Source organism: Streptomyces erythrochromogenes (assembly GCF_040684695.1).
In the GTDB taxonomy this organism is placed as follows: Bacteria; Actinomycetota; Actinomycetes; order Streptomycetales; family Streptomycetaceae; genus Streptomyces; species Streptomyces erythrochromogenes_C.
The window spans coordinates 108,191-130,713 of record NZ_JBFBGM010000023.1; the positions used below are offsets into that span (position 1 = coordinate 108,191).

The window sequence follows — 22,523 nt, forward strand, 5'->3', positions numbered from 1 at the left end:
GGCGGCCGCGCCGCGGCACGTGTCACGGTGACAGCAGCTCTCCCTGCTGCCGCCGAGACCGGAGCGAACGCCATGGCCGACCTGCAGGACGAACCCCACTCCGTGGGCGTCGGGGCCCAGGACCTCCAGGCCCCCGCCGGACCCGAGACGAAGGCGAGCGCCCTCGACCGGGCCGCCGCGCTGCTGTCCGTCCACCCCGTCGCCGACGGGTGCAACACCCTGGTCTGGACCCTGCGCCAGAGCCCGTACCACGACATCGAAACCCCCGAGGCGGGCGTCGACACCGACATCCCGCGCCTGCGCGCCGGGGGAGTGGGGGCCCAGTTCTGGTCCCTGCTCGTGCCGCCGGGGGTCCGGTCCCACGAGGAAGCGGCGGGCGACCGGGTGGTCTCGGACACCCTGGACCAGATCGACGCGGCCCTGACCCTGGTGCGCCGCTACCCCGACAGCCTCCGCCTCGCGCTCAGCGCCGACGACATGGCGGACGCCCGCAACCGCGGCCGGATCGCCTCGTTCCTCGGCCCCGTGCCGGGCCGGACGCTGACCGATTCGCTGGGCGCGCTGCGCGCCTTCCACGCGCTGGGCGTACGGGTCCTCGCGCCCGCGGGAGCGCCCTGGGTGCAGGGGACGCTGACGGCCTTCGGCCACGAGGTGGTGCAGGAGGCGAACCGGCTGGGGATCCTGCTGGACCTCGCGGGCTGCGAGCCGGAGGTCGCCCGCCGGCTCGCGGGCGCGTCGAAGGCTCCGGTGATCCTCTCGAACACGGCGGCCGCCGCGCTGAACCCGCATCCGGGGAACGTGACCGACGAGGTCCTGGTCGCGCTGCGCGAGGCGAACGGCCTGGCGATGGTCACCTTCGACACCGCGCGCACCGGGGACTCCCTGCACGCGGTGGCCGACCACCTGGACCACGTACGGGCGGTCGCGGGCCCGCAGGGCGTCGGACTCGGCGCGGCCTTCGGCACCGAGCCGCCCGGCCCCCGCCCGACCGGCCTGACCGACCCCTCGGGCTACCCGCGACTGATCGCGGAACTCCTGGACCGCGGCTGGCCGGAGTCCGACCTCGCCCTGCTCACCTGGGGCAACGCCCTCCGCGTCGTCCGCGACACCGAATTCACGTCCCGCCGCAAATCCAGCCCCGCCGGCGCTTGAGGCGCGGGGGCTCGGGGGCAGCGCCCCCGCCACGGCGCCGCACCCGGCATGCGACCCCCGCCGGGCAGAGAACGCCGAGCAACCCCGCAGGGGTCAGGCTCGGGGCCGCCCCATCGCCCGGTACGTCCACCCGGCGGCACGCCACCGCACCGGGTCCAGCGCGTTGCGCCCGTCCAGCACCAGCCGGTCGGTCACGACGGAGGCGAGCTCCGCCGGGTCGAGGTCGCGGAACTCGCGCCACTCGGTGAGGTGGAGGACCACCTCCGCGCCGCGGGCCGCCTCCAGCGCGGAGTCCGCGTACCCGAGGGTCGGGAAGACCTGCCGGGCGTTGTCCATGCCCTTGGGGTCGTAGACGGTGACCTGGCCGCCCTGCAGGTGGATCTGGCCCGCCACGTTCAGGGCGGGCGAGTCCCGTACGTCGTCCGAGTCCGGCTTGAAGGTGGCGCCGAGCACGGCGACCCGCTTGCCGAGGAAGGAGCCGCCGACGGCCTCGCGGGCGAGCTCGACCATGTGGCCGCGGCGGCGCATGTTGATGGAGTCGACCTCGCGCAGGAAGGTCAGGGCCTGGTCCGCGCCGAGTTCGCCCGCGCGCGCCATGAAGGCCCGGATGTCCTTGGGCAGGCAGCCGCCGCCGAAGCCGATCCCGGCCCGCAGGAACTTCGCGCCGATCCGCTCGTCGTAGCCGATGGCCTCGGCCAGCTTGACCACGTCGCCGCCGGCGGCCTCGCAGACCTCCGCCATGGCGTTGATGAAGGAGATCTTGGTGGCGAGGAAGGAGTTGGCGGCGGTCTTGACGAGCTCGGAGGTCGGGAAGTCGGTGACGACCAGCGGCGACCCCTCGGACATGGGGGTCTCGTACACCTCGCGCAGCAGCTTCTCGCCGCGCTCCCCCTGGACGCCGATCACGATCCGGTCCGGGTGCAGGGTGTCCTGCACGGCGAAGCCCTCGCGCAGGAACTCCGGGTTCCAGGCCAGCTCCACGCCGTCGCCCGCCGGGGACAGCTCGACCAGCTTCTGCGCCAGCCGCTGCGCGGAGCCCACCGGCACGGTGGACTTGCCGACGACCAGCACCGGCCGGGTCAGGTGCGGGGCCAGCGAGGCCATCGCGGAGTCGACGTAGGACATGTCGCACGCGTACTCGCCGTGCTTCTGCGGGGTGTTCACGCAGACGAAGTGGACGTCGCCGAAGGCGCCGACCTCCTCGTAGGAGGTCGTGAACCGCAGCCGCCCGGTCGAGCCCGGCAGTCCGGCCACGTGCTTGGCCAGCAGTTCCTCCAGCCCGGGCTCGTACATCGGCACCCGGCCCGCGGCCAGCATCTCGATCTTCTCCGGCACCACGTCCAGCCCGAGCACCTCGAAGCCCAGCTCCGCCATCGCCGCGGCGTGGGTCGCGCCGAGGTAGCCGGTGCCGATCACAGTGATCCTGAGGGGGGCCATGGGTGCTCCAGAGGTGCGGGGCCGTTTGCGGCCACTGAGCATAGTCGGGCCGGTCAGGGGGGACGGTCCCCAGGAGTACCCCTTCTGTCACGCAACTCACGTGGGGCGCCCATATCGCCATCCGTGAGCGGGCCACTAAACTTGGGTTACTTAACGGTAGTTAGCATCACGTTTTTCGCGTGTCACCCTGGGGAGTGAGAGATCTTGGCGGGTTCTGCCGACTTCGACCTGTACCGCCCGGCCGAGGAGCACGACATGCTCCGCGAGTCGGTCCGCTCGCTCGCCGAGGCGAAGATCCTGCCGTTCGCAGCCGCCGTCGACGAGGAGTCCCGCTTCCCGCAGGAGGCCCTCGACGCGCTGGTCGCCAGCGACCTGCACGCCGTCCACGTCCCGGAGACCTACGGCGGCGCGGGCGCCGACGCCCTCGCCACCGTGATCGTGATCGAGGAAGTGGCCCGCGTCTGCGCCTCCTCCTCCCTCATCCCGGCCGTCAACAAGCTCGGCTCGCTCCCGGTGATCCTCTCCGGTTCCGAGGAGCTCAAGGCCAAGTACCTCGGCCCGCTCGCCAAGGGCGACGCGATGTTCTCCTACGCCCTCTCCGAGCCGGACGCGGGCTCCGACGCCGCCGGCATGAAGACCCGCGCCGTGCGCGACGGGGATTTCTGGGTGCTCAACGGCGTCAAGCGCTGGATCACCAACGCGGGCGTCTCCGAGTACTACACGGTCATGGCCGTCACCGACCCGGAGAAGCGCTCCAAGGGCATCAGCGCCTTCGTCGTCGAGAAGTCCGACGAGGGAGTCTCCTTCGGCGCCCCGGAGAAGAAGCTCGGCATCAAGGGCTCCCCGACCCGCGAGGTCTACCTCGACAACGTCCGGATCCCCGCCGACCGCATGATCGGCGCCGAGGGCACCGGCTTCGCCACCGCGATGAAGACCCTCGACCACACCCGCATCACGATCGCCGCCCAGGCGCTCGGCATCGCGCAGGGCGCCCTGGACTACGCCAAGGGCTACGTCCAGGAGCGCAAGCAGTTCGGCAAGCCGATCGGCGACTTCCAGGGCGTGCAGTTCATGCTCGCGGATATGGCCATGAAGATCGAGGCCGCCCGCCAGCTCACGTACTCGGCCGCCGCCAAGTCCGAGCGCGTCGACGGCGACCTGACCTTCTTCGGTGCCGCGGCCAAGTGCTTCGCCTCCGACGTGGCCATGGAGGTCACCACGGACGCCGTCCAGCTCCTCGGCGGCTACGGCTACACCCGTGACTACCCGGTCGAGCGCATGATGCGCGACGCCAAGATCACCCAGATCTACGAGGGCACGAACCAGGTCCAGCGGATCGTCATGGCCCGCAACCTGCCGTAGCCGCGGGGCTCCGGCCCGCGCGCACCCAGGCGACCCCCGGCCCCGGCCGGGGGTCGTCCTGTACGGGATCCGCCGCCGGCGGACCACCGGCCCGGCCCGCCGGCGCCTGGTTCGTCCCGGTACGGGGCGGCCGCGGCGGACAGGGCCCGCGGAGTCCCGGGCGGCAACTGCCCGGCCCCGCCGATCCGTTCGCCCCCTGCCCGTGCGAACACCTGGGCATTTCATGACATACCGAGCGCGGCGCCCGTACGGAGCGCGCGCCGGCCGACCCATCCGGCACCGGCTTCCGGGCGTCCCCGGATGGGCTAAATTTGGACCTTCGTACGCCGGAATCGGTTGGGGAGAACGCAATGACGGAAGCGATCCTGCTGGTCGGCGGACAGGGCACACGGCTGCGTCCCGTGACGGTCAACACGCCCAAGCCGATGGTCCCCACGGCAGGCGTCCCGTTCCTCGCCCACCAGATAGCCAGGGCCGCGGCCGCCGGTGTCACGCACATCGTCATGGCCACCTGCTACCTCGCCGAGGTCTTCGAGCCCTACTTCGGGGACGGTTCCGACTTCGGCCTCAGCCTGGAGTACGTGGTCGAGGACGAGCCCCTCGGGACCGGCGGCGCCATCCGCAACGCCGGGCAGCGCCTGACCGGCGGCCCCGACTCCTCCGTCCTCGTCTTCAACGGCGACATCCTCACCGGCCTGGACATCCGCGGGCTCGTCGACGCCCACGAGGCGGCCGACGCCGACGTCTCCCTGCACCTGGTGCGGGTCGAGGACCCGCGCGCCTTCGGCCTGGTCCCCACCGACCCCGACGGGCGGGTGCTGGCCTTCACCGAGAAGCCGCAGACGCCCGAAGAGATCATCACCGACCAGATCAACGCCGGCTGCTACGTCTTCCGCCGCAGCGTCATCGACTCCATCCCGGCCGGCCGCCCGGTCTCCGTCGAGCGCGAGACCTTCCCGGGCCTGCTCGCCTCCGGGGCCACGCTGCACGGAGTCACCGAGAACACCTACTGGATGGACCTCGGCCGGCCCGAGTCCATCATCCAGGCCTCCGCCGACCTCGTCCGCGGCGTCGTCCCCTCCCCGGCCGTACCCGGCCGCCGGGGCGAGTCCCTGGTGCTGCCCGGCGCGCAGGTCGCCGCCGGGGCCAAGCTGTCGGGCGGCACCGTCGTCGGCGCCGGAGCCCGGATCGAGGCCGGCGCGGTCGTCCAGGGCACCATCGTCCTCGACGACGCGGTCATCGGCCCCGACGCGCAGGTCAACGCCAGCCTGATCGGCGCCCGGGCCCACGTGGGCGCCCGGACCGTGCTGGACGGCACCGTCGTCGGCGACGGCGCCTCGGTGGGCGCCGACAACGAACTGCGGGCCGGCGCCCGGGTGTGGTGCGAGGCGGAACTGCCCGCCGCCGCCATCCGCTTCTCCCCGGACGCCTGAATCCCGGTCCGGGGAGGCGGCGGGGCCGCGAGCGGCGGGAAGGCCGCCGCCGCGGTCAGTTGCCGCGGACGGTGACCTTCTCGTCGTTCTGGATCTGCTTCACCAGCTGCTGCACCTTCGCCTTGTCCCAGACGAGGTTGCCGCCGCGCTGCCCGGAGATCGGCATGTTCATCGACACGCCGTCACCGCCGTTGACGCCCTTCATCGCGAAGAACATCTGGCCCATGTCGTACAGGCCCATCTCCTTGTCGACGATGAGGGTGTCCAGGCCGGCTCCGAGCATCGGGTAGAGCGCGAACGGGTTCAGGATCGTCGAGGGGGTCGCCGCCTGGTTGGCGAGCGCCGCCAGGAACTTCTGCTGGTTCTTCGTCCGCTGGAGGTCCGACTCGGCGAAGGCGTACCGGGTCCGCACGAAGGCCAGCGACTGCTCGCCGTTCAGCGTCTGCTTGCCGGCCTTGAAGTCGGCGCCCGACTTCTCGTCCTTGAAGCCCTCCTCGATGTCGAGCTCCACGCCGCCCAGCGCGTCCACGATGTTCGCGAAGCCGGCGAAGCCGATCTCCGCGTAGTGGTCGATGCGCAGGCCGGTGTTGTGCTCGACCGTGCGCACCAGCAGCTCGGGGCCGTCCTCCGCGTACGCGGCGTTCAGCTTGACCCGACGCCCCTGCGCCGGGAACTTCTTGCCGGACTGGGAGCCGACGAAGGAGGGGATCTCCACGTCCGAGTCGCGCGGCAGCGAGATCATGGTGTTCCCGCTGGAGCACTTCGCCAGGATCATCATCGAGTCGGTCCGCTTGCCCTCGGCCGAGCCCGTGTGGAGCTTCTTCTTCTCCTCGTCGGACATGCCCTCACGGCTGTCCGAACCCACGATCAGGTACGTCGTGCAGTCGCCCTCCTTGGGCCGCTCGATGACCTTGGAGAGGTCCACCTCGCGGCGCACCTTGGAGTCGGCCCAGAAGTAGGTGGAGACGGACGTCACAAGGAGCGCGGAGACCAGGACGATCGAGCCGACCTTGATGCGCTTGCGCCAGTCCGGGGCCGGGCCGGGCGGCCGCCCGGGGCCGCCGGGGCCCTGCGGCCCGCCGGGACCCTGCGGCCGGCCCGGGGCACCGCCCGAGGGCGAGCCGTAGACCTGGCCGGTGTTGTAGCCGCTGTCGTAACCGCCGTACGTGTCGTGGCCGCCCGCCTGCTGCGGGGGGACGCCGGGCACGGGCGCCGGCCCGGCCGGGCGCTGCGGCCGCGGCGGGTGGCCGGGCTGCGGGGGCCGCGGCGGCTGCTGGGGCTGCCGCTGGACGTGCCGCATCCGCTGCACACCCTCGGGCTGCGGACGCGCGCTGCCGCGTCCGTAGGCGTCGTCACGACCTTCTGGCCAGTCATTCATGCGCCCAAGGATGCCTTCCCGGGCGGCGCCTCCGACAGCCCGGGGGAGGTTCCGTACCGGTGCTGTTGCAGAGCTGATGCCTCCCGGACCCAACTAAGGTGTCCGTATGACACAGATACCGGGCGAGCTGCCCGGGAAGCCGACCGCCGCCTCCCGGACGACCCTCAGCCACATCATGACGGCCAACGACACCAACCTCCTGGGGACGGTGCACGGCGGCGTCATCATGAAGCTGGTCGACGACGCCGCCGGCGCCGTGGCGGGCCGTCACTCCGGCGGCGCGGCCGTCACCGCCTCCATGGACGAGATGGCCTTCCTCGCACCCGTGCGGGTGGGCGACCTCGTGCACGTGAAGGCACAGTGCAACTGGACCGGCCGCTCCTCCATGGAGATCGGCGTGCGCGTCCTCGCCGAGCGGTGGAACGAGTCCACCCCCGCCACCCAGGTCGGCAGCGCCTACCTCGTCTTCACCGCGGTGGACTCCGACGGCAAGCCCCGCCGGGTCCCGCCGGTGCTCCCGGAGACGGAGCGGGACGAGCGCCGCTACCAGGAGGCCCAGATCCGCCGCACCCACCGGCTCGCCCGCCGCCAGGCCATCATGGCCCTGCGCGAGGAGCGCGCCGCCCAGGGCTTCGACGACTGAGCCCCGACGACCGGGCCGGCCCGCCCGCACCAGGGCCCCCGCGGCACGTTCGGGCCCTCAGTCGCCGCAGACCACCTGGTCGCCGCTGACGACCCCGAAGGCGCCCTGGTAGGGGTCCTCCGCGCGCACCGGCACCACCTTGCGGTAGTCGGCGCCCGCGATCACCGTGACCGTCCGGCCCTGCCCCGCGACCGCCCGCAACTCGCTGCCCGGCAGCGCGGTCGCCACCGAGCGCGCGGAGCGGTCCCAGCGGGGGTCGTACGTGATCACCGTGCGCCGGACGTCGCGGCTTGCGCCGTTGCCGGGGGCCCGTGTGGTGTCGAAGCCGGTGGCGCGCAGCGCGGCGTCGACGCGCCCGCCCAGCCCGTCGATCCGGGTCCCGTTCTCCACCTGGACGCGGACCTGCGCGGGCGGCACGTCCACCGGCACCGCCACGGGCCGGCCGGCGGCCGCCTTCCCGGGCCGGGCCGGGGCCAGCGGGCGGTCCTGGCGCAGCGCCTCGAAGAGCTTGGCCGCCTTCGGCTCGTCCCACTTCACGGTGGACCCGATGCCCTTGACGCGGAACGAGGGGCTGCCGATGGGCACCGAGGCGAACTCGGAGGAGGAGGGCGTGAAGTCCCGCATCGCCTGCCCGAGCGCGAGCATCTGCTCCGACCCGAAGCCCTTGTCGGCGCGGACGGAGCCGAGCAGGGTGGAACTGAGCTCCTTGAACTTCACCGGGTTCAGCAGCACCCCGCCGCCGGTCGCCTGCTTGATCAGAGCGGCGATGAACCGCTGCTGGCGCTGCATCCGGCCGAGGTCGGAGGCGCCGTCGACGTGCCGCGAGCGCACGTACTGCAGGGCCTGTCCGCCGGTCAGCCGGTGGGTTCCGGGGAGCAGGTCGAGGCCGGTGTTCGGGTCGCGCATCGTCTTGGCGGTGCAGATCTCCACCCCGCCCATCGCGTCGACCGTCTTCATGAAGCTGGTGAAGTCGACCTCCAGATAGTGGTCGATCTTCACCCGGGTCATGTTCTCGACCGTCCGCACGGTGAGGTTGGGCCCGCCCTCCGCGTAGGCCGCGTTCAGCCTCACGGGGTGCGCCTTGTGCGCCTTTCCGGTGACGAGGTCGCGGTGCGCGGGCACCTCGGCGTAGCTGTCGCGGGGCAGGCTGACGACGCTCGCCCGCTCCTTGTCCGCCGACAGGTGCACCAGCATGATCGTGTCCGTGCAGTGGCAGGGCGCCCCGCCCAGGCGGTACTCGCGCTTCTCCTCGGGGCTGATCTTCTCCCGGCCGTCGGTGCCCACCAGCAGGAAGTTGATGCCGTGTCCGGCCTGCGGGCGGTTCTTCATGTCCTTGAACGGGTCCACCCGCTCGATCCCGGTGTCCAGACCGGTCATCACGGCGTGCCCGACGGCACCGGAGCCCAGCACCGCCAGCGACAGCCCGGCCGCGATCCGCACCCCCCAGCGCGGCCGCCCCTCCCGGTGCCGGGCCGGTCCGCCGCCGCTGCCGCGCGGCACGCGCTGCGGCCGGGGCGGCCCGGTCGGACGGATGGGACGGTGCGGCTGGGGCACGGGGGACACCTCCGCGGGAGCACAGGGATACCGGTCGAAGGACGGGCCGGCCCTCGGGTACCTCGGCCGGCTGATTCGACAGAACAGTAGGCCCATACGATCAGCCGCTGTCCTTACCGATCACTCGGCGCGCACCCGGTTCCCCCGTACGCGGTAACGTGACACCGATACCCGACCTTGAAGGACCACATGCCCGCCCAGCAGCCCGCAGTCTCGGTGATCATGCCGGTGCTCGATGAGGAGCACTACCTCCGTGAGTCCGTCCGCCACATCCTGGAACAGGAGTATGCGGGCGAGATGGAGGTGGTGATCGCACTCGGGCCGTCCAAGGACCGCACCGACGAGATCGCCGCGGAACTCGTCGCCGAGGATCCCCGCGTCCACACCGTCCCGAACCCCACCGGCCGGACCCCGGCGGCGCTCAACGCCGCCATCAAGGCCTCGCGTCACCCGATCGTGGTACGCGTGGACGGTCACGGCATGCTCTCGCCGAACTACATCGCCACCGCCGTCCGCCTCCTGGAGGAGACCGGTGCGCAGAACGTCGGCGGGATCATGCACGCCGAAGGCGAGAACGCCTGGGAGGAGGCCGTCGCCGCCGCGATGACCTCCCGGATCGGCGTCGGCAACGCCCCCTTCCACACCGGCGGCCAGGCCGGCCCGGCCGAGACCGTCTACCTCGGCGTCTTCCGCCGCGAGGCGCTGGAGCAGCAGGGCGGCTACAACGAGGAGTTCATCCGCGCCCAGGACTGGGAGCTGAACTTCCGCATCCGCGAAGCCGGCGGGCTGATCTGGTTCTCGCCCGAGCTGAAGGTCCAGTACCGCCCGCGGCGCTCCGTCAAGGCGCTGGCCAAGCAGTACAAGGACTACGGCCGGTGGCGGCACGTGGTGGCCCGCTACCACTCGGGCTCCATCAACATGCGCTACCTGGCCCCGCCGACCCTCGTCTGCGCGATCGCCGCGGGCGTGGTCGTGGGCGTGGCCGTCACCCCGCTGGGCTTCGCCGTCCCGGCCGGCTACCTCGCGGCCATCGCCGCGGGTTCCGTCCCGGCGGGCAAGGGGCTGTCGCCGAAGGCCCGGGTGCAGATCCCGCTCGCCCTGGCGACCATGCACCTGTCCTGGGGCTTCGGCTTCCTGACCAGCCCGCGTGCCCTCGCGAACAAGCTGATCGCGAGCCGCCGCCCGGCCGTGGTGCCCGGGGTCCCGCAGGTCTGAGACGTACGAAGGGGCCCGGCGGGGGAGCTGCGATCATCCGCAGCTTCCGCGCCGGGCCCCTTCCGTGCGCCCGCTACCAGGTGAAGCCGGGCTGGATCGCCATGCAGGCCTGGTCGTTGTCGCCGTTGAGCGCGTGGGCGGAGTCCGGCGCCTTGGTCGGGGCGGGCGGCGGCGGAGTCGGCGTGCCGCCGGTCCGCCAGTCCTTGCCGACGAACACGACGATCCCGGCGACCTGGTCGGACTTCTGCACCGAGGCGGCGGGCAGGCCGAGGGCGGTGGCCACGGCGGCCGCGTCGGCCGCCTGGGCGTCGGTGGCGTAGCGGATCACCGAGGTGTCCTCGGCGCCCGTCTGGGTGTCGGCGACGACCTTGGTGAAGCCCTTGCCGGTCAGCAGGGCGGCGACCTCGCTCGCGCGGCCCTTCACCTTGGCCGCGCTGCCGTCCTTGCCCCCGGTCGAGTTGCGGACGGTGACCGCGATCTTCGCGGGCGGCGCGGCGGTGGCGGCCGTCGGGGCCGTCGTCGGCTGCTGCGGGCCCGGGGCGGACGGCGAGGCCGGCGCGCCCGGGGTGGCGGAGGCCGCCGGAGTGCCCGAGCCCTGGCCGTCGAGGGCGATGTCCTCGCGGACCATACGGAACAGGTCCTCGGCCTCGCCCGGCTTGGGCTCGACACGGCCGTCCAGGCCCGGCTTGGTGCTGTAGATCCACGGCATGGTGGTCATGGTGATCCGGCCCGGCGGGACCTTCTTCAGCTCCATGCTGAGGTCGAACAATTTGTCGATCTTGTTCAGGCCGGTGTCCACGACCATGGCCTCGATCGCCGCCTGGGCCAGGCTGTTGAGCTTGACCGGGTTGCTGAGCTTGGCGTTCTTGCGGAACTCACGGGCCATCGAGTTCATGTACTGGTGCTGGGCGTGGGTGCGGCCGATGTCGGTGCCGTCCTCGAAGCCGTAGCGGGTGCGCAGCCACTGCAGGGCCGTCTCGCCCTGGATGACGCTCGTGCCCTTGGGCAGCTTCAGGCCGGAGCCCTTGCCGTCCCGGGTGCGGGAGTGCACGTTCTGCTCGACGCAGACCGGGACGCCGCCGATGGCGTCGGCCATCCGGACCACGCCCTTGAAGTCGATCATCATGAAGTGATCGATGGGGATCTTGGTCAGCTCGGTCCAGGCGGCGACCGTGCAGCCGGGTCCGCCGCGCTGGATCGACTCGTTCGTCTGGACGAGGCCCTTGCTGGCCGGGTGCACGGTGCCGCCCGGCTCGGTGCACTTGGGCATCATCAGCATCGTGTCGCGCGGCATCGAGACCACGGACATGTTGCTGCGGTCCGCCGACAGGTGCAGCAGCATCTGGACGTCCGCGAGCGGCGGGCCGTCGAAGGTCTCCGTGGCCCCGCCGAGGGCCTGGTTCTCCGCGTCGTTGCGCGCGTCGGAACCGATGAGCAGGATGTTCAGCGGGGTCTGCCCGAAGGCGTTGGGCTTGGAGCCGCCCAGCTTGTTCTCACCGAGGTTCAGCGCGTCCGTCTGGATGCTGCCGTTGAGGTGCCGGTAGTAGAGGTAGCCGGCCGCCGCCGTCCCGAGTATGAGCAGGGACAGGACGGAGGCGACCCAGCGCAGTACGCGCCTGCGGCCCCGCCCGGGGGGACGGGCGTCGCCGCTCCTGCGGGCCGGCCCGGAGCCGCCCCTCTGGCGGGGCACCGTGCCGGGCGCGCCCGCCCCGCCGCCGGGTATGTCCCCGTCGGCCCGGGCGTTCGCCCCCTCCTCCCGCACGTCGCTGTGCCTCACGCGCATCCCCCTCAAGGTCCTTCTGGTCGTTGGTGTGCCGGTGCGAACCGGGCACGTGCCGCTACTTGGCGCAGACGGCCTTGTCGGCCTGGGCCTGCTGGACGTCCTTGGGCAGCTCCTGCGGCACCGGCGGTGCCAGCGGGGTGCCCGGCTTCTGGAAGTCCGGACCCAGTGTCAGCTTCATCGGGGTCTTCGCCGCCGCGTCCGTCGTCCCCATCTTCAGCGCGGTGGCCGGCAGCCCCAGGGCGTCCGCGAGCGCGCGGGCCTGGTCGGCCTGGTTGGGCGCGTACTCCAGCTGGGTGGCGTCCACCTTCGACGGTGCGTTGCCCTGGTTGCTGGCCTTGGACATCCCCTTGCTGTTCTGCAGCCAGCTCAGCGTGGTGGAGGCGGCGCCCTTGGGCCCGCCGCCGTTGTAGACGGCGACCCGTACGTCCCCCGCGGGCGCCCGGTTGCCCTGGAGCAGGGCGTCCTGCTTGGCCTTCGCGTCGGCGTCGGCCGCCTCCTTCGCGGCCTGTTCCTTCTTCTCGACCTCCGTGAGCGAGACGTCCCCCCGGATCATCTGCAGCAGCGGGTCGGCCAGCCCCTGGTTGACCACGACGGTCGCCTTGACCTTCTCGGCCGGGTTGTCGAGGACCGGCAGGGTGGTGAAGGTGATGTTCTTGAGGTCGATGTCCTTCAACTCGCCCGCGAGGTCGGTGAGTTTGTCGATGGAGCCCAGTCCCTGGTCGACCGTCAGCGACTTGGTGGCCGCCTCGGCGAGCGAGAAGAACTTCTTCGGACTGGTCAGCGTCTCCTTGGACTTCATCTCGCGCATCATCGAACCCAGGAACTGCTGCTGGGTCTTGATGCGGTCGAGGTCGCTCTCGTTGCCGAAGGCGTGCCGGGTGCGGACGAAGGCCAGCGCCTGCTCGCCCTCCAGCCGGTGCTCGCCCTGGGAGAGCTTGAGCTTGGAGTCCTTGTCGTCGACGGCCTTCTCCAGGCACACGGGCACGCCGCCGACCGCGGTGCTGAGGGTCTTCACCGCGTTGAAGTCGACCATCATGAAGTTGTCGACCTCTATGCCGGTGAGCTCCTTCACCGTGCGCATCGTGCAGCCCGCGTCACGGCCCTCCTGGCCCAGGCTGGTGTTGAAGCGCACGCCCTTGGCGCCGCGGACCGTCTTCGTGGTGCCGTCGGGCTGCTTCGTCGGGCAGTCCGGGATGGTGGTGATCAGGTCGCGGGGGATGGACAGCGCGGTGGCGTTGGAGCGGTCCTTGGCGATGTGGAACAGGATCGTGGTGTCGGCGTGGCCGACGCTGTCCTTGTCGCCGTAGCCCTCGTTGCCCGCACCGCTGCGCTTGTCGGTGCCGATGACCAGGATGTTGATGGCCTGGTCCTTCTTGAACCCGCCGGTGCCCGCGCCCGCGATGTCGGTGACGCTGAGGTTGCCGTTGAGGTGGTCATAGTAGAGGTACGCCGCCGCGGCGCCGCCGACCAGCAGGAACGCCAGCGTTCCGCTCGTGATCAGCAGGGCCTTCTTGCGGCGTCCGCCACCGCCGCCGCCACCCTTGCGGGACCGGCCGCCGCCACCCCTGCGGCCGCCGGGCGGGGCGTCGCCGCGGCGCTGTCCCGGCACTCCGGGGGAGGGGGCGGTGGGAGCGGCGGGCGCCGAAGAAGATCTGCGGGGCGAGGCGACCTTGGGCCGCTCTCGCGCTGCGGAGTCGTTCAATTGCAGCTCGTAGTGGCCGGTGCGGGGATTGAGCACCCACTGGTCTGCGGGGTCGATCTCTTCCGCCCGCCCACGGCTTTGCGCATCCACGGTTGCTCGAATCCTCCGTCGGGTGCCTCGCGACGCGCCTCCCCAAGGCGCACGGTCAACGATCCGGCTGCTGGCACCCGGTCTCCGGTCCGGCCGGGCGCCGGATCGCTCACCTTATCCGTCCTGTTCGGCCGCAAACCATGGTGGTGACAAATTCCACTCCCCTTATAACGGGGTGAAGCGCCCATCCCACTCGGTTCGGACACCGGCTTTTTGGATTGCTTTACCGGCACCCGATGTTCCCTGCGGTCGTCCCTGTGAAGGTAGGGATGGGTGCGGAGGGGGGCGAGGTTCCCTCACCGGCCGAATTCCCTTCCGGATTCGCGTCGGTGGTGGTCGCGGCCGGGGTCGGCGCAGCGGTCCCGGGGGCCCGGGCCGCCGCGGAAGCCGACGGTTCCGGCGGGGTCACCGTCACCGGTTCGTCCTCCCGCAACTGCCGGAAAAGCCGTTCCGCATCCGGCTCCACCAGCTCGTCCCGGTTGGGGTTCGGCGCGTAGGGCCGGCGCGGAACGGTCAGGAACGTAATGCGATGGGTCGGTATGCCCCGTACGCCCCGTACGAGTTCGTACATGTTGCGCAGCGACGCCAGTCCGGGGTCGGTGGTCAGCGAGGAAGTGGCGGCGTCCAGCAGCGGGTACAGGCGGGCCGGGTTCAGCAGAACGCCGTTGCTCTGCACCTTCTTGACGAGGGAGCCGAGGAACTGCTGCTGGCGTTCCATCCGTTCGGTGTCGCTGCCGTTGCCCAGGCTGTGCCGGGCGCGGACGAACCCCAGTGCCTGCTCGCCGCGCAGGGTCTGCAGGCCGGCGGGCAGCTTCAGCTTGGCCTGTACGTCGTCGACGGGCTCCTTGAGGCACACCTCCACCCCGCCGACGGCGTCGACCATCCGCTTGAACCCGCTGAAGTCGATGACCATGTGGTGGTCGATCCGGATGCCCGTCAGCTTCTCCACGGTCCGGATCGTGCAGGCCGCCCCGCCCCACTCGAACGCCCAGTTGAACTGGGCGAAGGAGGCGGCCGTGCGGGACCCGTCCGGCTGCAGGCAGGAGGGGATGTCCGTCATCAGGTCCCGGGGTATCGACACGGCGGTCGCGCTCCTGCGGTCCTGCGGCAGGTGCAGCAGGATCGTGGTGTCCGAGCGCTGGGTGCCCTTGTCCTCCCCGTAGCCGGCGTTGCCCTTGCCCGAGCGCGAGTCGGAGCCGATCAGCAGGATGTTCTGGGCGCCCGTGGCGAGGTGTGCCGGGCGTTCGCGCTCGTAGCGCTCCAGTTCGGCCGCGGCCGAGGTGTCCTCGGTGATGTTCCCGTCGAGCTTGTTGTAGAGCCACCAGCCGGCGGCCGTCCCCAGCAGGACCAGCAGGGCCAGCCCGAGGCCGATCCAGCGCAGCAGCCGGCGCCTGCGGTTCCGCGGAGGCGGTGGCCCGCCTCCGGCCGCATCGCTGCCGCCCGGTATGCCTGAGCTGTCCGTCACTGGCGTGCGTCCCCTCGCCGATGCGAGCAGCCGTACGGGTGAGCACGGCCACTGCCGATCCTGCCCCCGGGGCGCCGGAGCAGCCCGGGGGCGGGGTCGTGTCTAGGGCCATGCGGGTGACAGATCGGCCGTTCCCGAGGTTGATCAGTCCGGGTGACGGGCCGCGCCCCGGTGTCAGACCGTGTGGGTGACGCGCTCGCTCTCGGTCCGCTGGGCCAGTGCCTGCGCGGACAGCCGGTCCAGGTTCCGGCAGAGCACCACGGACGCCCCCGCGGCCAGCGCGGCGTACAGGCCGGCCGACAGGCCCTCCCAGGTGTCGTAGCCGAGCCCGGTCAGCACCCGCGACCCCTCGCCGAGGCCGAGCTTCGCCGCGTCCTCGCGGGCCCGGGCGACCAGCGCCGTGTGCGAGAGCTCCTCGCCGCCGACGAGCAGCGCGGGGTCCTCGGACCGCACCGGGACGAAGGGGGCGAAGCGGTCGCCCTGTCCCGGCACCTCCACCGCGTAGTCCGCGAACCCGGCCGGGGGCTGCGGGAAGCGTCCGCCCAGCGGCCGCAGGGCCAGCGCCACCCGCTCGCCACCGCACTCCAGCGCCCGCTCCAGCGTGTCCGGACCGCTGACGACCAGATCGGCGTCGCCCGGGTCCCCGTCCACCGAGGCCACGACCCCGACCGAGTCGCAGGCCAGCAGCCACACGGCGCTCTGCCAGTGCGCGGGGAGCAGCAGCGCGAGCCGGTCCCCGGGCTCGGCGCCCAGGTCGCCCTGGAGCAGGTTCGCGGTCTTGGCCACCCAATTGGCGAAGGTGGCGACGGACAATTCGACGCGTTCGCCGGTGGCGTCGTCGTAGAAGGTGACGAGCGGGCGGCCCGGATCGGCGGCGAGCACGGATCGCAGCAGGTCGGCAGGGGTGCGGTCAATGGCGTTCACCCGGCACAGGGTACGCGGGGCCCTCCCCCGTACGGCGGCCCGTGGCTCCCCCGTACGGGGGAGGGGTATCCGCGGCGCAGCAGACGGAGCATCAGATCTCGGATGGCGCGCCGTGATGAGCGTGCCCACCATCCTTGTCATGCGTGGATTCCTTGCTTCCTCGATCGGCGTCGCGACGGCCGCCGTACTGGCCCTGCCCCTCGCGCTCCCGACTCCAGCACTCGCCGAAACCGTCCCCGTGACCCCGGCCGGGTCCACCCAGTCGCTGCCGCTCGTCCCCATGGGGGCCGCGGCCGACCGCACCCCCGGCGTTCCCGGAATGAGCGTCTCGCCCCGCGGCGCCGAGACGCAGGGCCTGGCCGCCCGGGAGGTCAGGACGTTCTCGATGGTCGGTGTCGTCTGGGACGACGCCACCTCCCAGCTCAACGGCCGCGTCCAGGTCCGTACCCGCTCCGTCCGCACCGCCACCTGGTCCGACTGGCAGGACGTCGAGGTCCACAACAGCGAGCACGCGGCCGACCCCGACGCGGTGGAGCGCGACTCCGGCCGGGTCCGCGGCGCCACCGCCCCGCTCTGGGTCGGCGAGTCCGACGGCGTGGAGGTCCGCGTCCAGGCGGAACTGGACGCCCCGGCCACCCGCGCGGGCTCCCGGCTGCCCTCGGGCATGCGCATCGAACTCGTCGACCCGGGCGAGGCGGCGCCGACGGGGGCCTCGGACGGCAAGAACAGCGGCCCGGCCGACGACAAGGGCGAGATGGTCGCGCCCGGCCTGACCATGGAGATGGCCGAGGCCTCCGCTGCGAACGTGCCGCACGCCCAGCTCGGCGCGAACGAGATCACCGAGCTGAACAAGGCCGACTCCACCGCCGACGCGGTCTTCGCCAGCGAGGGCGAACTCACCGCGGCGGCCGCCCCGTACATCGGCCCGCGCCCCCGGATCGTCACCCGCAAGGGCTGGGGCGCGAACGAGTCCCTGCGCGAGAAGGCCTTCGTCTACACGAGCACCGTGAAGGCGGCCTTCGTCCACCACAGCGCCTCCGGCAACAACTACGCCTGCAAGGACGCCCCGGCGGTGCTGCGCAGCCTGTACCGCTACCACGTGGTCAGCAGCGGCTGGCGGGACTTCGGCTACAACTTCGCCGTCGACAAGTGCGGCACGGTCTACGAGGGCCGCGCGGGCGGCGTCTCCAAGCCGGTCCTCGGCGCCCACACCATGGGCTTCAACACCGACAGCATGGGCGTGGCGGTGCTCGGCACCTTCACGAACTCGGCGCCCCCGGCCGCCGCCGTCGACGCCGTCGCCCGGCTCACCGCCTGGAAGCTCGGCCTCTTCGGCCGGGACCCGCGCGCGAAGACCACCCTGAAGTCGGGCGGCGGCAACCGCTACCCGAAGGGCCGCAACGTCTCGATGAACGTCATCTCGGGCCACCGGGACGGCTTCGCGACGGAGTGCCCCGGCAAGCAGCTGTACGGCAGGCTCCCGACGACCCGCACCTCCTCGGCCAAGCTCCAGGGCCGCCCGTAGCCCCCGGCGGCCGGCCCGGGCGGGCTACGCTCGACCCATGGCCGGCCGCTTCGACCCCCTCGACCGGACCGCCGTGCGCGGCGGCCGCACCGACGTACCGCCGGGCCCCGGGAGCACCGCCGGCGCGGGGGCCGCGCAGCGCCGCTGGACCCCCGACGGCCCCCTCGACCTAGGCCTGACCCTGGGCCCGCTCCGGCGCGGCCCCGCCGACCCCACCTTCCGCACCACACCCGACGGCTCCGTCTGGCGCGCCACCCGCACCCCCGACGGGCCCGCCACCCTCCGGGTGTCCCGGACCGGGACCGGGGCCGCGACGGAGATCGACGCCGAGGCCTGGGGCGCCGGCGCCGCCTGGCTGCTCGACCACCTGCCCGCACTCCTCGGCGCGGGCGACGACCCGGCGGCCTTCGTCCCCCGCCACCGCCTCGTGCACGCCAGCCACCGCCGCCGCCCGGGCCTGCGCCTGACCCGCACCGGCCTGGTGCTGGAGTCCCTGATCCCCACGGTCCTGGAACAGAAGGTCACCTCCGACGAGGCCTACCGCGCCTGGCGCCGCCTCGTACGGCAGTACGGCGAGCCCGCGCCCGGCCCCCACGGGCTGAACCTGCACGTCATGCCCGACCCCCGCACCTGGGCGATGATCCCGTCCTGGGACTGGCACCGGGCCGGCGTCGACGCCAAGCGCTCCGACACCATCGTCCGGGCCGTCCGCGTCGCGAGCCGCCTGGAGGAGGCGGCGGCCATGGACCTGCCCGAGGCCGCGCGGCGGCTGGAGGCCGTCCCCGGCATCGGCCCGTGGACCTCCGCCGAGACCCTCCAGCGCAGCAACGGGCACCCCGACGCCGTCACCACCGGCGACCTGCACCTGCCCGGCATCATCGGCTACGCCCTCGCCGACGACCGCGACGCCGACGACGCCGCGATGCTGGAGCTCCTCGCCCCGTACGCAGGCCAGCGCCACCGGGCGGCCCGCCTCATCCTCCTCGCGGGCCGCACCCCGCCCCGCCGCACCCCGCGGATGTACCGCAGCGACATCGGCCGTTTCTGACCCCGTCGGGGCCCGCCGCGGGCGGCCGGCTCAGCGGACCTCGACGAAGTCCTCCGCCGGGCGCCCCGGCCGCTGCGCCGGGGCCGCCGCCGGGTGGCCGACGGCCACCGTCCCCATCGGGTCCCAGTCCTGCGGCAGCTCCAGGACCTCGCGCACCACGTCCCGGCAGAACATGGTCGAGGACACCCACGCCGACCCCAGCCGCTCACCGGCCAGCGCGACCAGCAGGTTCTGCACGCCCGCGCCCATGGCGACCACGAACATCTCCCGCTCCGCGGCGTCCCGCCGGGCGTGCCCGTAGTGGTGCGCCCCGTCCGTCACCAGACAGGGCACCACCAGGTACGGGGCGGCCCGCAGCACGTCCCCGCGGCGCACCCGCTTCGCGATGGACTCCTCGGACTTGCCGTCGGAGCGCAGGTCCGCGATCCACGCGTCCCGCATCGCGTCCAGCAGCCGCACCCGCGAGGACTCGGACTCCAGCAGGACGAACCGCCACGGCGTGGTGTGGTGCGGGGCCGGGGCCGTCACGGCCGCCGCCACCGCCCGCCGCACCGCGCCCGGGTCGACCGGCTCCGCCGTGAAGGCCCGTACGGTACGGCGCTGCGTGACGGCTTCCCGTACCGCCTCGGAGGTGCCCAGCCGGAACATGTCGTCGGCGGGCGTGCGCACCAGGTCCCGGGCCGTCGCGCCCTCGCCCAGGACGTGCGCCAGTCCGCGCACGACGGCCACCGGCAGGCCGGCCGCCTTGCCCTTGACGAGGTCGCCGGCGGCGGCGAGCTCGTCCGCCGTCGCCACCACCGTCGCGCTCAGCGGATTGCCGTGCGCGTCGGTGGCGCCCCGCAGGTCGTCCAGGACGCGCACGCCGGCCGAGCCGATGGCGACGTCCGTCAGCCCGTTGCGCCACGGCCGCCCGAAGGTGTCCGTCACGACGACGCCCACGTCCACCGAGAGCGCGTCGCGCACCCCGGCGCGGATCGCGGCCGCCGACGCGTCCGGGTCCTGCGGGAGCAACAGCACCGTGCCGGGCGCGGTGTTGGAGGCGTCCACGCCGGCCGCGGCCATGACCAGGCCCTGACGGTTCTCGACGATGCGCAGGGGGCCCCGGCGCGCGACCACCCGTACGGTCTCCGCGTCGATGGCGGCCTCGCGCGAGTCCGCCCGCACGATCCGGCCCTCGGCCTTGGAGACGATCTTCGAGGTGACGAGCAGGACGTCACCGTCGCGCAGATCGGGCGCGGCCGTCGTGATCAGCTTCGCCAGGTCGTCGCCCGGCCTGACCTCCGGTATCCCGTCGACGGCCCGCACCTCGTACGAGGGGGCCGCCGTCACCGAGAGGCCTCCGCCAGCTCCAGCGCGGCCCGGGCCATCTCGGCGGTGGCCTCCAGGTCGGTCATCATCAGCGGCACCGCGCGGCAGGTGATCCCGGCGGCCTCCACCTCGGTGACGGCGGCCGCGTCGGAGGTGTCGACGAGCCAGCCGTCGAGGAGTTCGGTCCCGTAGTGCAGGGCGACGGCGGCGGCCGTGGACTCGACGCCCACGGCGGCGAGCACCTTGTCCGCCATCCCGCGCACGGGGGCGCCGCCGACGATGGGGGAGAGGCCGACGACGGGGGCGTCGGCGGCGGCGATGGCCTCGCGGATGCCGGGCACGGCGAGGATCGTGCCGACCGACACCACGGGGTTGGACGGCGGGAAGAGGATCACGTCGGCGGCGGCGATGGCCTCCAGCACGCCGGGCCCCGGCTTGGCCTGCTCGGCCCCCACGGGTACGACGGCTTCCGCGTCGACCGAGGCGCGCAGCCGGACCCAGTACTCCTGGAAGTGGATGACCCGGCGCTCGCCGGTTCCGGCCTCGGTGATCGCGACGTGGGTCTCGACCCGGTCGTCGGACATGGGCAGCAGCCGCACGCCGGGCTGCCAGCGGTCGCAGAGGGCCTCGGTGACGGCGCTGAGCGGGTAGCCGGCGCCGAGCATCTGCGTACGGACGATGTGGGTGGCGAAGTCGCGGTCGCCGAGGCCGAACCAGGTGGGTCCGACCCCGTAGGCCGCGAGTTCCTCCTTGACGGTGAAGGACTCGTCGGCGCGGCCCCAGCCCTGGTCCTCGTTGATGCCACCGCCGAGGGTGTACATCACCGTGTCCAGGTCGGGGCAGACCTTGAGCCCGAAGAGGTGAATGTCGTCACCGGTGTTGCCGATGACCGTGATGTCCGCGTCGGGCACCGCCGACTTGAGTCCGGACAGGAACCGGGCGCCGCCTATACCGCCGGCCAGAACAACAATGCGCATGCACCGAAGTGTGGCAGGCCGGTCGGGGTCAGGCGGGGACGGACTCGGATTCGGCCGGGGAGCAGCTGTGCATCGGCATCTCGGTCAGTCCGGGGAAGTAGACGTGCAGGCTGACCGCCCCGTCGAGGGTGTCGTTGACGACCTCGTGGGCGTAGCCGGGGGCGAAGACGCGCTGGCCGCCGGCGCGGTGGGTGAGCCGTCCGCGGGAGGTGTGCTCGGTGAGCTCGCCCTCCAGGACCGTCAGGACGCCGGAGGAGGCGCCGTGGTCGTGCAGGCCGCTGCCCTGGCCGGGGACCCAGCTGAGCAGCCAGACCTCGTAGCCGGGGCCGGTGCGCAGGCGGTGGTACCAGCGGGTGGTGGCGTCGTACCGGACGAGGTGCTCCCAGGAGGCGCGGTCCTCGGCGATGGAGCGGGCCAGGCCGACGAACTCGGCGACGGTGGCCGGGTGTTCGCGGGCGGGCTGGAGGAGGTGCTGGACGGCGAGGATGTCGCCGGCGATCTGCAGGTCGCTCTCGACGGTCGCGGTCGCGGGGGCGACGGCGGCGGGAGCGGTGGCGGCGCTGGTGGTGGTGCTGTTCATCGGGGTGTACCTCGACGGATGTCAGTCGTGCTGGCGGTCGCTGTGGGGGAGGGCCGGAGCTCTGGGGAGCCGAGGCTCCACGGGCATCAACAGCTGCAACAGCAACAGCGAACCTGGGCAGCGCACAGGAACCCACGAATGGGGGTCCGGGTGGCGGCTGCGGGCGCTGACATGCGAACTAGGAGAACGGGTTTGGGGTCCGGCTGTCAACCCAATGTCCGTTTTGGGGGAAAAGTTTCACCTCATCCGGTTACTGTGTGCGGAGAAAGGTTTGTGCAGTCCGCGGCAGGGGAGGTGGCGCTGCGCCGGGGCTCAAACCTGATCCGGCCATGTCGTGACCTGAATGTGATCTGCGCCGCTCTTCGGGGTGGGTCGCAACCCCGCTTCGGGACGACGCGTGGATTACGGGTGAAGGTGACATCTGATGTCGCCGATGGCATGTGTCACGATTTTTGGCGATATGAACACTTACTGCATAGGCTTGGTTCCGCAGAGTGAATAAGGGGCCCGATAGCAGATCCCGGCTTGACTGCCCCGGAGCCACGCACTTGTAATTTCACTCGTGTCGTTACGTAGCAATGAGTGACGACGTGACCACGGGGACGCACCAACAGAGCGAGGGGCGCACATGACCGAGCTGTTTCAGGAACTGCTGGTCGAGGAAGCGGACGAGGAGCTCGGATGGCAGGAGCGCGCCCTGTGCGCCCAGACCGACCCCGAATCCTTCTTTCCCGAGAAGGGCGGCTCCACCCGCGAGGCCAAGAAGGTCTGCCTCGCCTGTGAAGTCCGCTCCGAATGCCTGGAGTACGCCCTCGCCAACGACGAGCGATTCGGCATCTGGGGCGGCCTGTCCGAGCGCGAGCGCCGCCGCCTGAAAAAGGCAGCCGTCTGACACCGCCGGAGCGCCACCCACCCGGCACCCGCAGCACCCCGCACGACATATCCGA

The 22,523-nt window shown here is 72.3% G+C and carries 18 protein-coding genes; 8 read left to right on the top strand and 10 right to left on the bottom strand.

The window, feature by feature from the left end; translation table 11 throughout:
- Positions 1-72 precede the first annotated feature (72 nt).
- Positions 73-1,152 carry a membrane dipeptidase gene (locus tag AB0O53_RS28580; RefSeq protein WP_365199380.1) on the top strand — a complete coding sequence of 360 codons (1,080 nt, stop codon included), beginning with the start codon at positions 73-75 and terminating at the stop codon, positions 1,150-1,152.
- A gap of 93 nt (positions 1,153-1,245) precedes the next feature.
- Here the strand turns inward: AB0O53_RS28580 and AB0O53_RS28585 are convergent, their stop codons facing one another.
- On the bottom strand, positions 1,246-2,589 hold the full coding sequence (locus AB0O53_RS28585) for a UDP-glucose dehydrogenase family protein (protein WP_365199383.1): 1,344 nt from the start codon (positions 2,587-2,589) through the stop codon (positions 1,246-1,248).
- A 204-nt stretch (positions 2,590-2,793) separates the two neighbouring features.
- Here AB0O53_RS28585 and AB0O53_RS28590 point away from each other — a divergent pair, with 204 nt between their 5' ends.
- Both AB0O53_RS28590 and manB read left to right on the top strand, forming a co-directional pair.
- On the top strand, positions 2,794-3,951 hold the full coding sequence (locus AB0O53_RS28590; RefSeq protein ID WP_030387007.1) for an acyl-CoA dehydrogenase family protein: 1,158 nt from the start codon (positions 2,794-2,796) through the stop codon (positions 3,949-3,951).
- A 350-nt stretch (positions 3,952-4,301) separates the two neighbouring features.
- A complete protein-coding gene (gene manB / locus AB0O53_RS28595) occupies positions 4,302-5,384 on the top strand; it encodes a mannose-1-phosphate guanylyltransferase (RefSeq protein WP_351001680.1) in 1,083 nt (360 codons plus the stop codon).
- Between the two features lie 55 nt (positions 5,385-5,439).
- Here manB and AB0O53_RS28600 read toward each other — a convergent pair whose 3' ends face one another.
- On the bottom strand, positions 5,440-6,762 hold the full coding sequence (locus AB0O53_RS28600) for an LCP family protein (RefSeq protein WP_359125945.1): 1,323 nt from the start codon (positions 6,760-6,762) through the stop codon (positions 5,440-5,442).
- 106 nt (positions 6,763-6,868) lie between these two features.
- Between AB0O53_RS28600 and AB0O53_RS28605 the strand changes: the two genes are divergently transcribed.
- Positions 6,869-7,405 carry an acyl-CoA thioesterase gene (locus AB0O53_RS28605; protein ID WP_351001684.1) on the top strand — a complete coding sequence of 179 codons (537 nt, stop codon included), beginning with the start codon at positions 6,869-6,871 and terminating at the stop codon, positions 7,403-7,405.
- A gap of 57 nt (positions 7,406-7,462) precedes the next feature.
- Here the strand turns inward: AB0O53_RS28605 and AB0O53_RS28610 are convergent, their stop codons facing one another.
- Positions 7,463-8,959, bottom strand: a complete 1,497-nt coding sequence (locus AB0O53_RS28610) for an LCP family protein (protein ID WP_435886682.1) — start codon at positions 8,957-8,959, stop codon at positions 7,463-7,465.
- 189 nt (positions 8,960-9,148) lie between these two features.
- On the opposite strand from AB0O53_RS28610, the gene AB0O53_RS28615 reads away from it, so the two are divergent.
- The gene (locus AB0O53_RS28615; protein ID WP_351001686.1) at positions 9,149-10,174 is read left to right on the top strand and encodes a glycosyltransferase family 2 protein; all 1,026 of its coding nucleotides are present in this window, start codon (positions 9,149-9,151) and stop codon (positions 10,172-10,174) included.
- Positions 10,175-10,247: 73 nt separating this feature from the next.
- Here the strand turns inward: AB0O53_RS28615 and AB0O53_RS28620 are convergent, their stop codons facing one another.
- The 4 genes from AB0O53_RS28620 to AB0O53_RS28635 all read right to left on the bottom strand — a co-directional run bounded on the left by AB0O53_RS28620 (position 10,248) and on the right by AB0O53_RS28635 (position 16,138).
- The gene (locus AB0O53_RS28620) at positions 10,248-11,957 is read right to left on the bottom strand and encodes an LCP family protein (RefSeq protein WP_435886683.1); all 1,710 of its coding nucleotides are present in this window, start codon (positions 11,955-11,957) and stop codon (positions 10,248-10,250) included.
- 55 nt (positions 11,958-12,012) lie between these two features.
- Positions 12,013-13,749, bottom strand: a complete 1,737-nt coding sequence (locus AB0O53_RS28625) for an LCP family protein (RefSeq protein ID WP_351001690.1) — start codon at positions 13,747-13,749, stop codon at positions 12,013-12,015.
- Positions 13,750-13,972: 223 nt separating this feature from the next.
- Positions 13,973-15,214: an LCP family protein gene (locus AB0O53_RS28630; RefSeq protein ID WP_435886684.1), complete on the bottom strand. Its 1,242-nt coding sequence runs from the start codon at positions 15,212-15,214 to the stop codon at positions 13,973-13,975.
- Positions 15,215-15,388: 174 nt separating this feature from the next.
- Entirely contained in the window at positions 15,389-16,138 is a 750-nt protein-coding gene (locus tag AB0O53_RS28635; protein WP_351001692.1) for a TIGR03089 family protein, read from the bottom strand.
- 139 nt (positions 16,139-16,277) lie between these two features.
- Here AB0O53_RS28635 and AB0O53_RS28640 point away from each other — a divergent pair, with 139 nt between their 5' ends.
- Together AB0O53_RS28640 and AB0O53_RS28645 are read left to right on the top strand one after the other, a co-directional pair.
- Positions 16,278-17,663, top strand: coding sequence for a peptidoglycan recognition protein family protein (locus AB0O53_RS28640; protein WP_351001694.1), 1,386 nt, complete (start codon positions 16,278-16,280; stop codon positions 17,661-17,663).
- A 37-nt stretch (positions 17,664-17,700) separates the two neighbouring features.
- Positions 17,701-18,711, top strand: coding sequence for a DNA-3-methyladenine glycosylase family protein (locus tag AB0O53_RS28645; RefSeq protein WP_351001696.1), 1,011 nt, complete (start codon positions 17,701-17,703; stop codon positions 18,709-18,711).
- Positions 18,712-18,741: 30 nt separating this feature from the next.
- On the opposite strand, the gene AB0O53_RS28650 is transcribed toward AB0O53_RS28645, so the two are convergent.
- The 3 genes from AB0O53_RS28650 to AB0O53_RS28660 are packed head-to-tail and all read right to left on the bottom strand — an operon-like array spanning position 18,742 to position 21,576.
- Positions 18,742-20,040, bottom strand: coding sequence for a coenzyme F420-0:L-glutamate ligase (locus tag AB0O53_RS28650; RefSeq protein ID WP_351001698.1), 1,299 nt, complete (start codon positions 20,038-20,040; stop codon positions 18,742-18,744).
- Positions 20,037-20,996, bottom strand: coding sequence for a 2-phospho-L-lactate transferase (gene cofD / locus AB0O53_RS28655; RefSeq protein WP_351001700.1), 960 nt, complete (start codon positions 20,994-20,996; stop codon positions 20,037-20,039). The genes AB0O53_RS28650 and cofD overlap by 4 nt, the downstream gene beginning before the upstream one ends.
- Before the next feature lie 28 nt (positions 20,997-21,024).
- A complete protein-coding gene (locus tag AB0O53_RS28660; protein WP_351001702.1) occupies positions 21,025-21,576 on the bottom strand; it encodes a cysteine dioxygenase in 552 nt (183 codons plus the stop codon).
- Between the two features lie 628 nt (positions 21,577-22,204).
- Here AB0O53_RS28660 and AB0O53_RS28665 point away from each other — a divergent pair.
- Entirely contained in the window at positions 22,205-22,468 is a 264-nt protein-coding gene (locus tag AB0O53_RS28665; RefSeq protein WP_003983763.1) for a WhiB family transcriptional regulator, read from the top strand.
- The last annotated feature ends 55 nt before the right edge of the window (positions 22,469-22,523 follow it).

What these genes read in the sequence shown, in the direction of transcription:
- AB0O53_RS28665 (WP_003983763.1), top strand. Translation starts at nt 22,205, where the DNA reads ATGACCGAGCTGTTTCAGGAACTGCTGGTCGAGGAAGCGGACGAGGAG.
- AB0O53_RS28615 (WP_351001686.1), top strand. Translation starts at nt 9,149, where the DNA reads ATGCCCGCCCAGCAGCCCGCAGTCTCGGTGATCATGCCGGTGCTCGAT.
- cofD (WP_351001700.1), bottom strand. Translation starts at nt 20,996, where the DNA reads ATGCGCATTGTTGTTCTGGCCGGCGGTATAGGCGGCGCCCGGTTCCTG.
- AB0O53_RS28585 (WP_365199383.1), bottom strand. Translation starts at nt 2,589, where the DNA reads ATGGCCCCCCTCAGGATCACTGTGATCGGCACCGGCTACCTCGGCGCG.
- AB0O53_RS28600 (WP_359125945.1), bottom strand. Translation starts at nt 6,762, where the DNA reads ATGAATGACTGGCCAGAAGGTCGTGACGACGCCTACGGACGCGGCAGC.
- AB0O53_RS28660 (WP_351001702.1), bottom strand. Translation starts at nt 21,576, where the DNA reads ATGAACAGCACCACCACCAGCGCCGCCACCGCTCCCGCCGCCGTCGCC.
- AB0O53_RS28645 (WP_351001696.1), top strand. Translation starts at nt 17,701, where the DNA reads ATGGCCGGCCGCTTCGACCCCCTCGACCGGACCGCCGTGCGCGGCGGC.
- AB0O53_RS28620 (WP_435886683.1), bottom strand. Translation starts at nt 11,957, where the DNA reads ATGCGCGTGAGGCACAGCGACGTGCGGGAGGAGGGGGCGAACGCCCGG.
- AB0O53_RS28605 (WP_351001684.1), top strand. Translation starts at nt 6,869, where the DNA reads ATGACACAGATACCGGGCGAGCTGCCCGGGAAGCCGACCGCCGCCTCC.
- AB0O53_RS28580 (WP_365199380.1), top strand. Translation starts at nt 73, where the DNA reads ATGGCCGACCTGCAGGACGAACCCCACTCCGTGGGCGTCGGGGCCCAG.
- AB0O53_RS28640 (WP_351001694.1), top strand. Translation starts at nt 16,278, where the DNA reads ATGCGTGGATTCCTTGCTTCCTCGATCGGCGTCGCGACGGCCGCCGTA.
- manB (WP_351001680.1), top strand. Translation starts at nt 4,302, where the DNA reads ATGACGGAAGCGATCCTGCTGGTCGGCGGACAGGGCACACGGCTGCGT.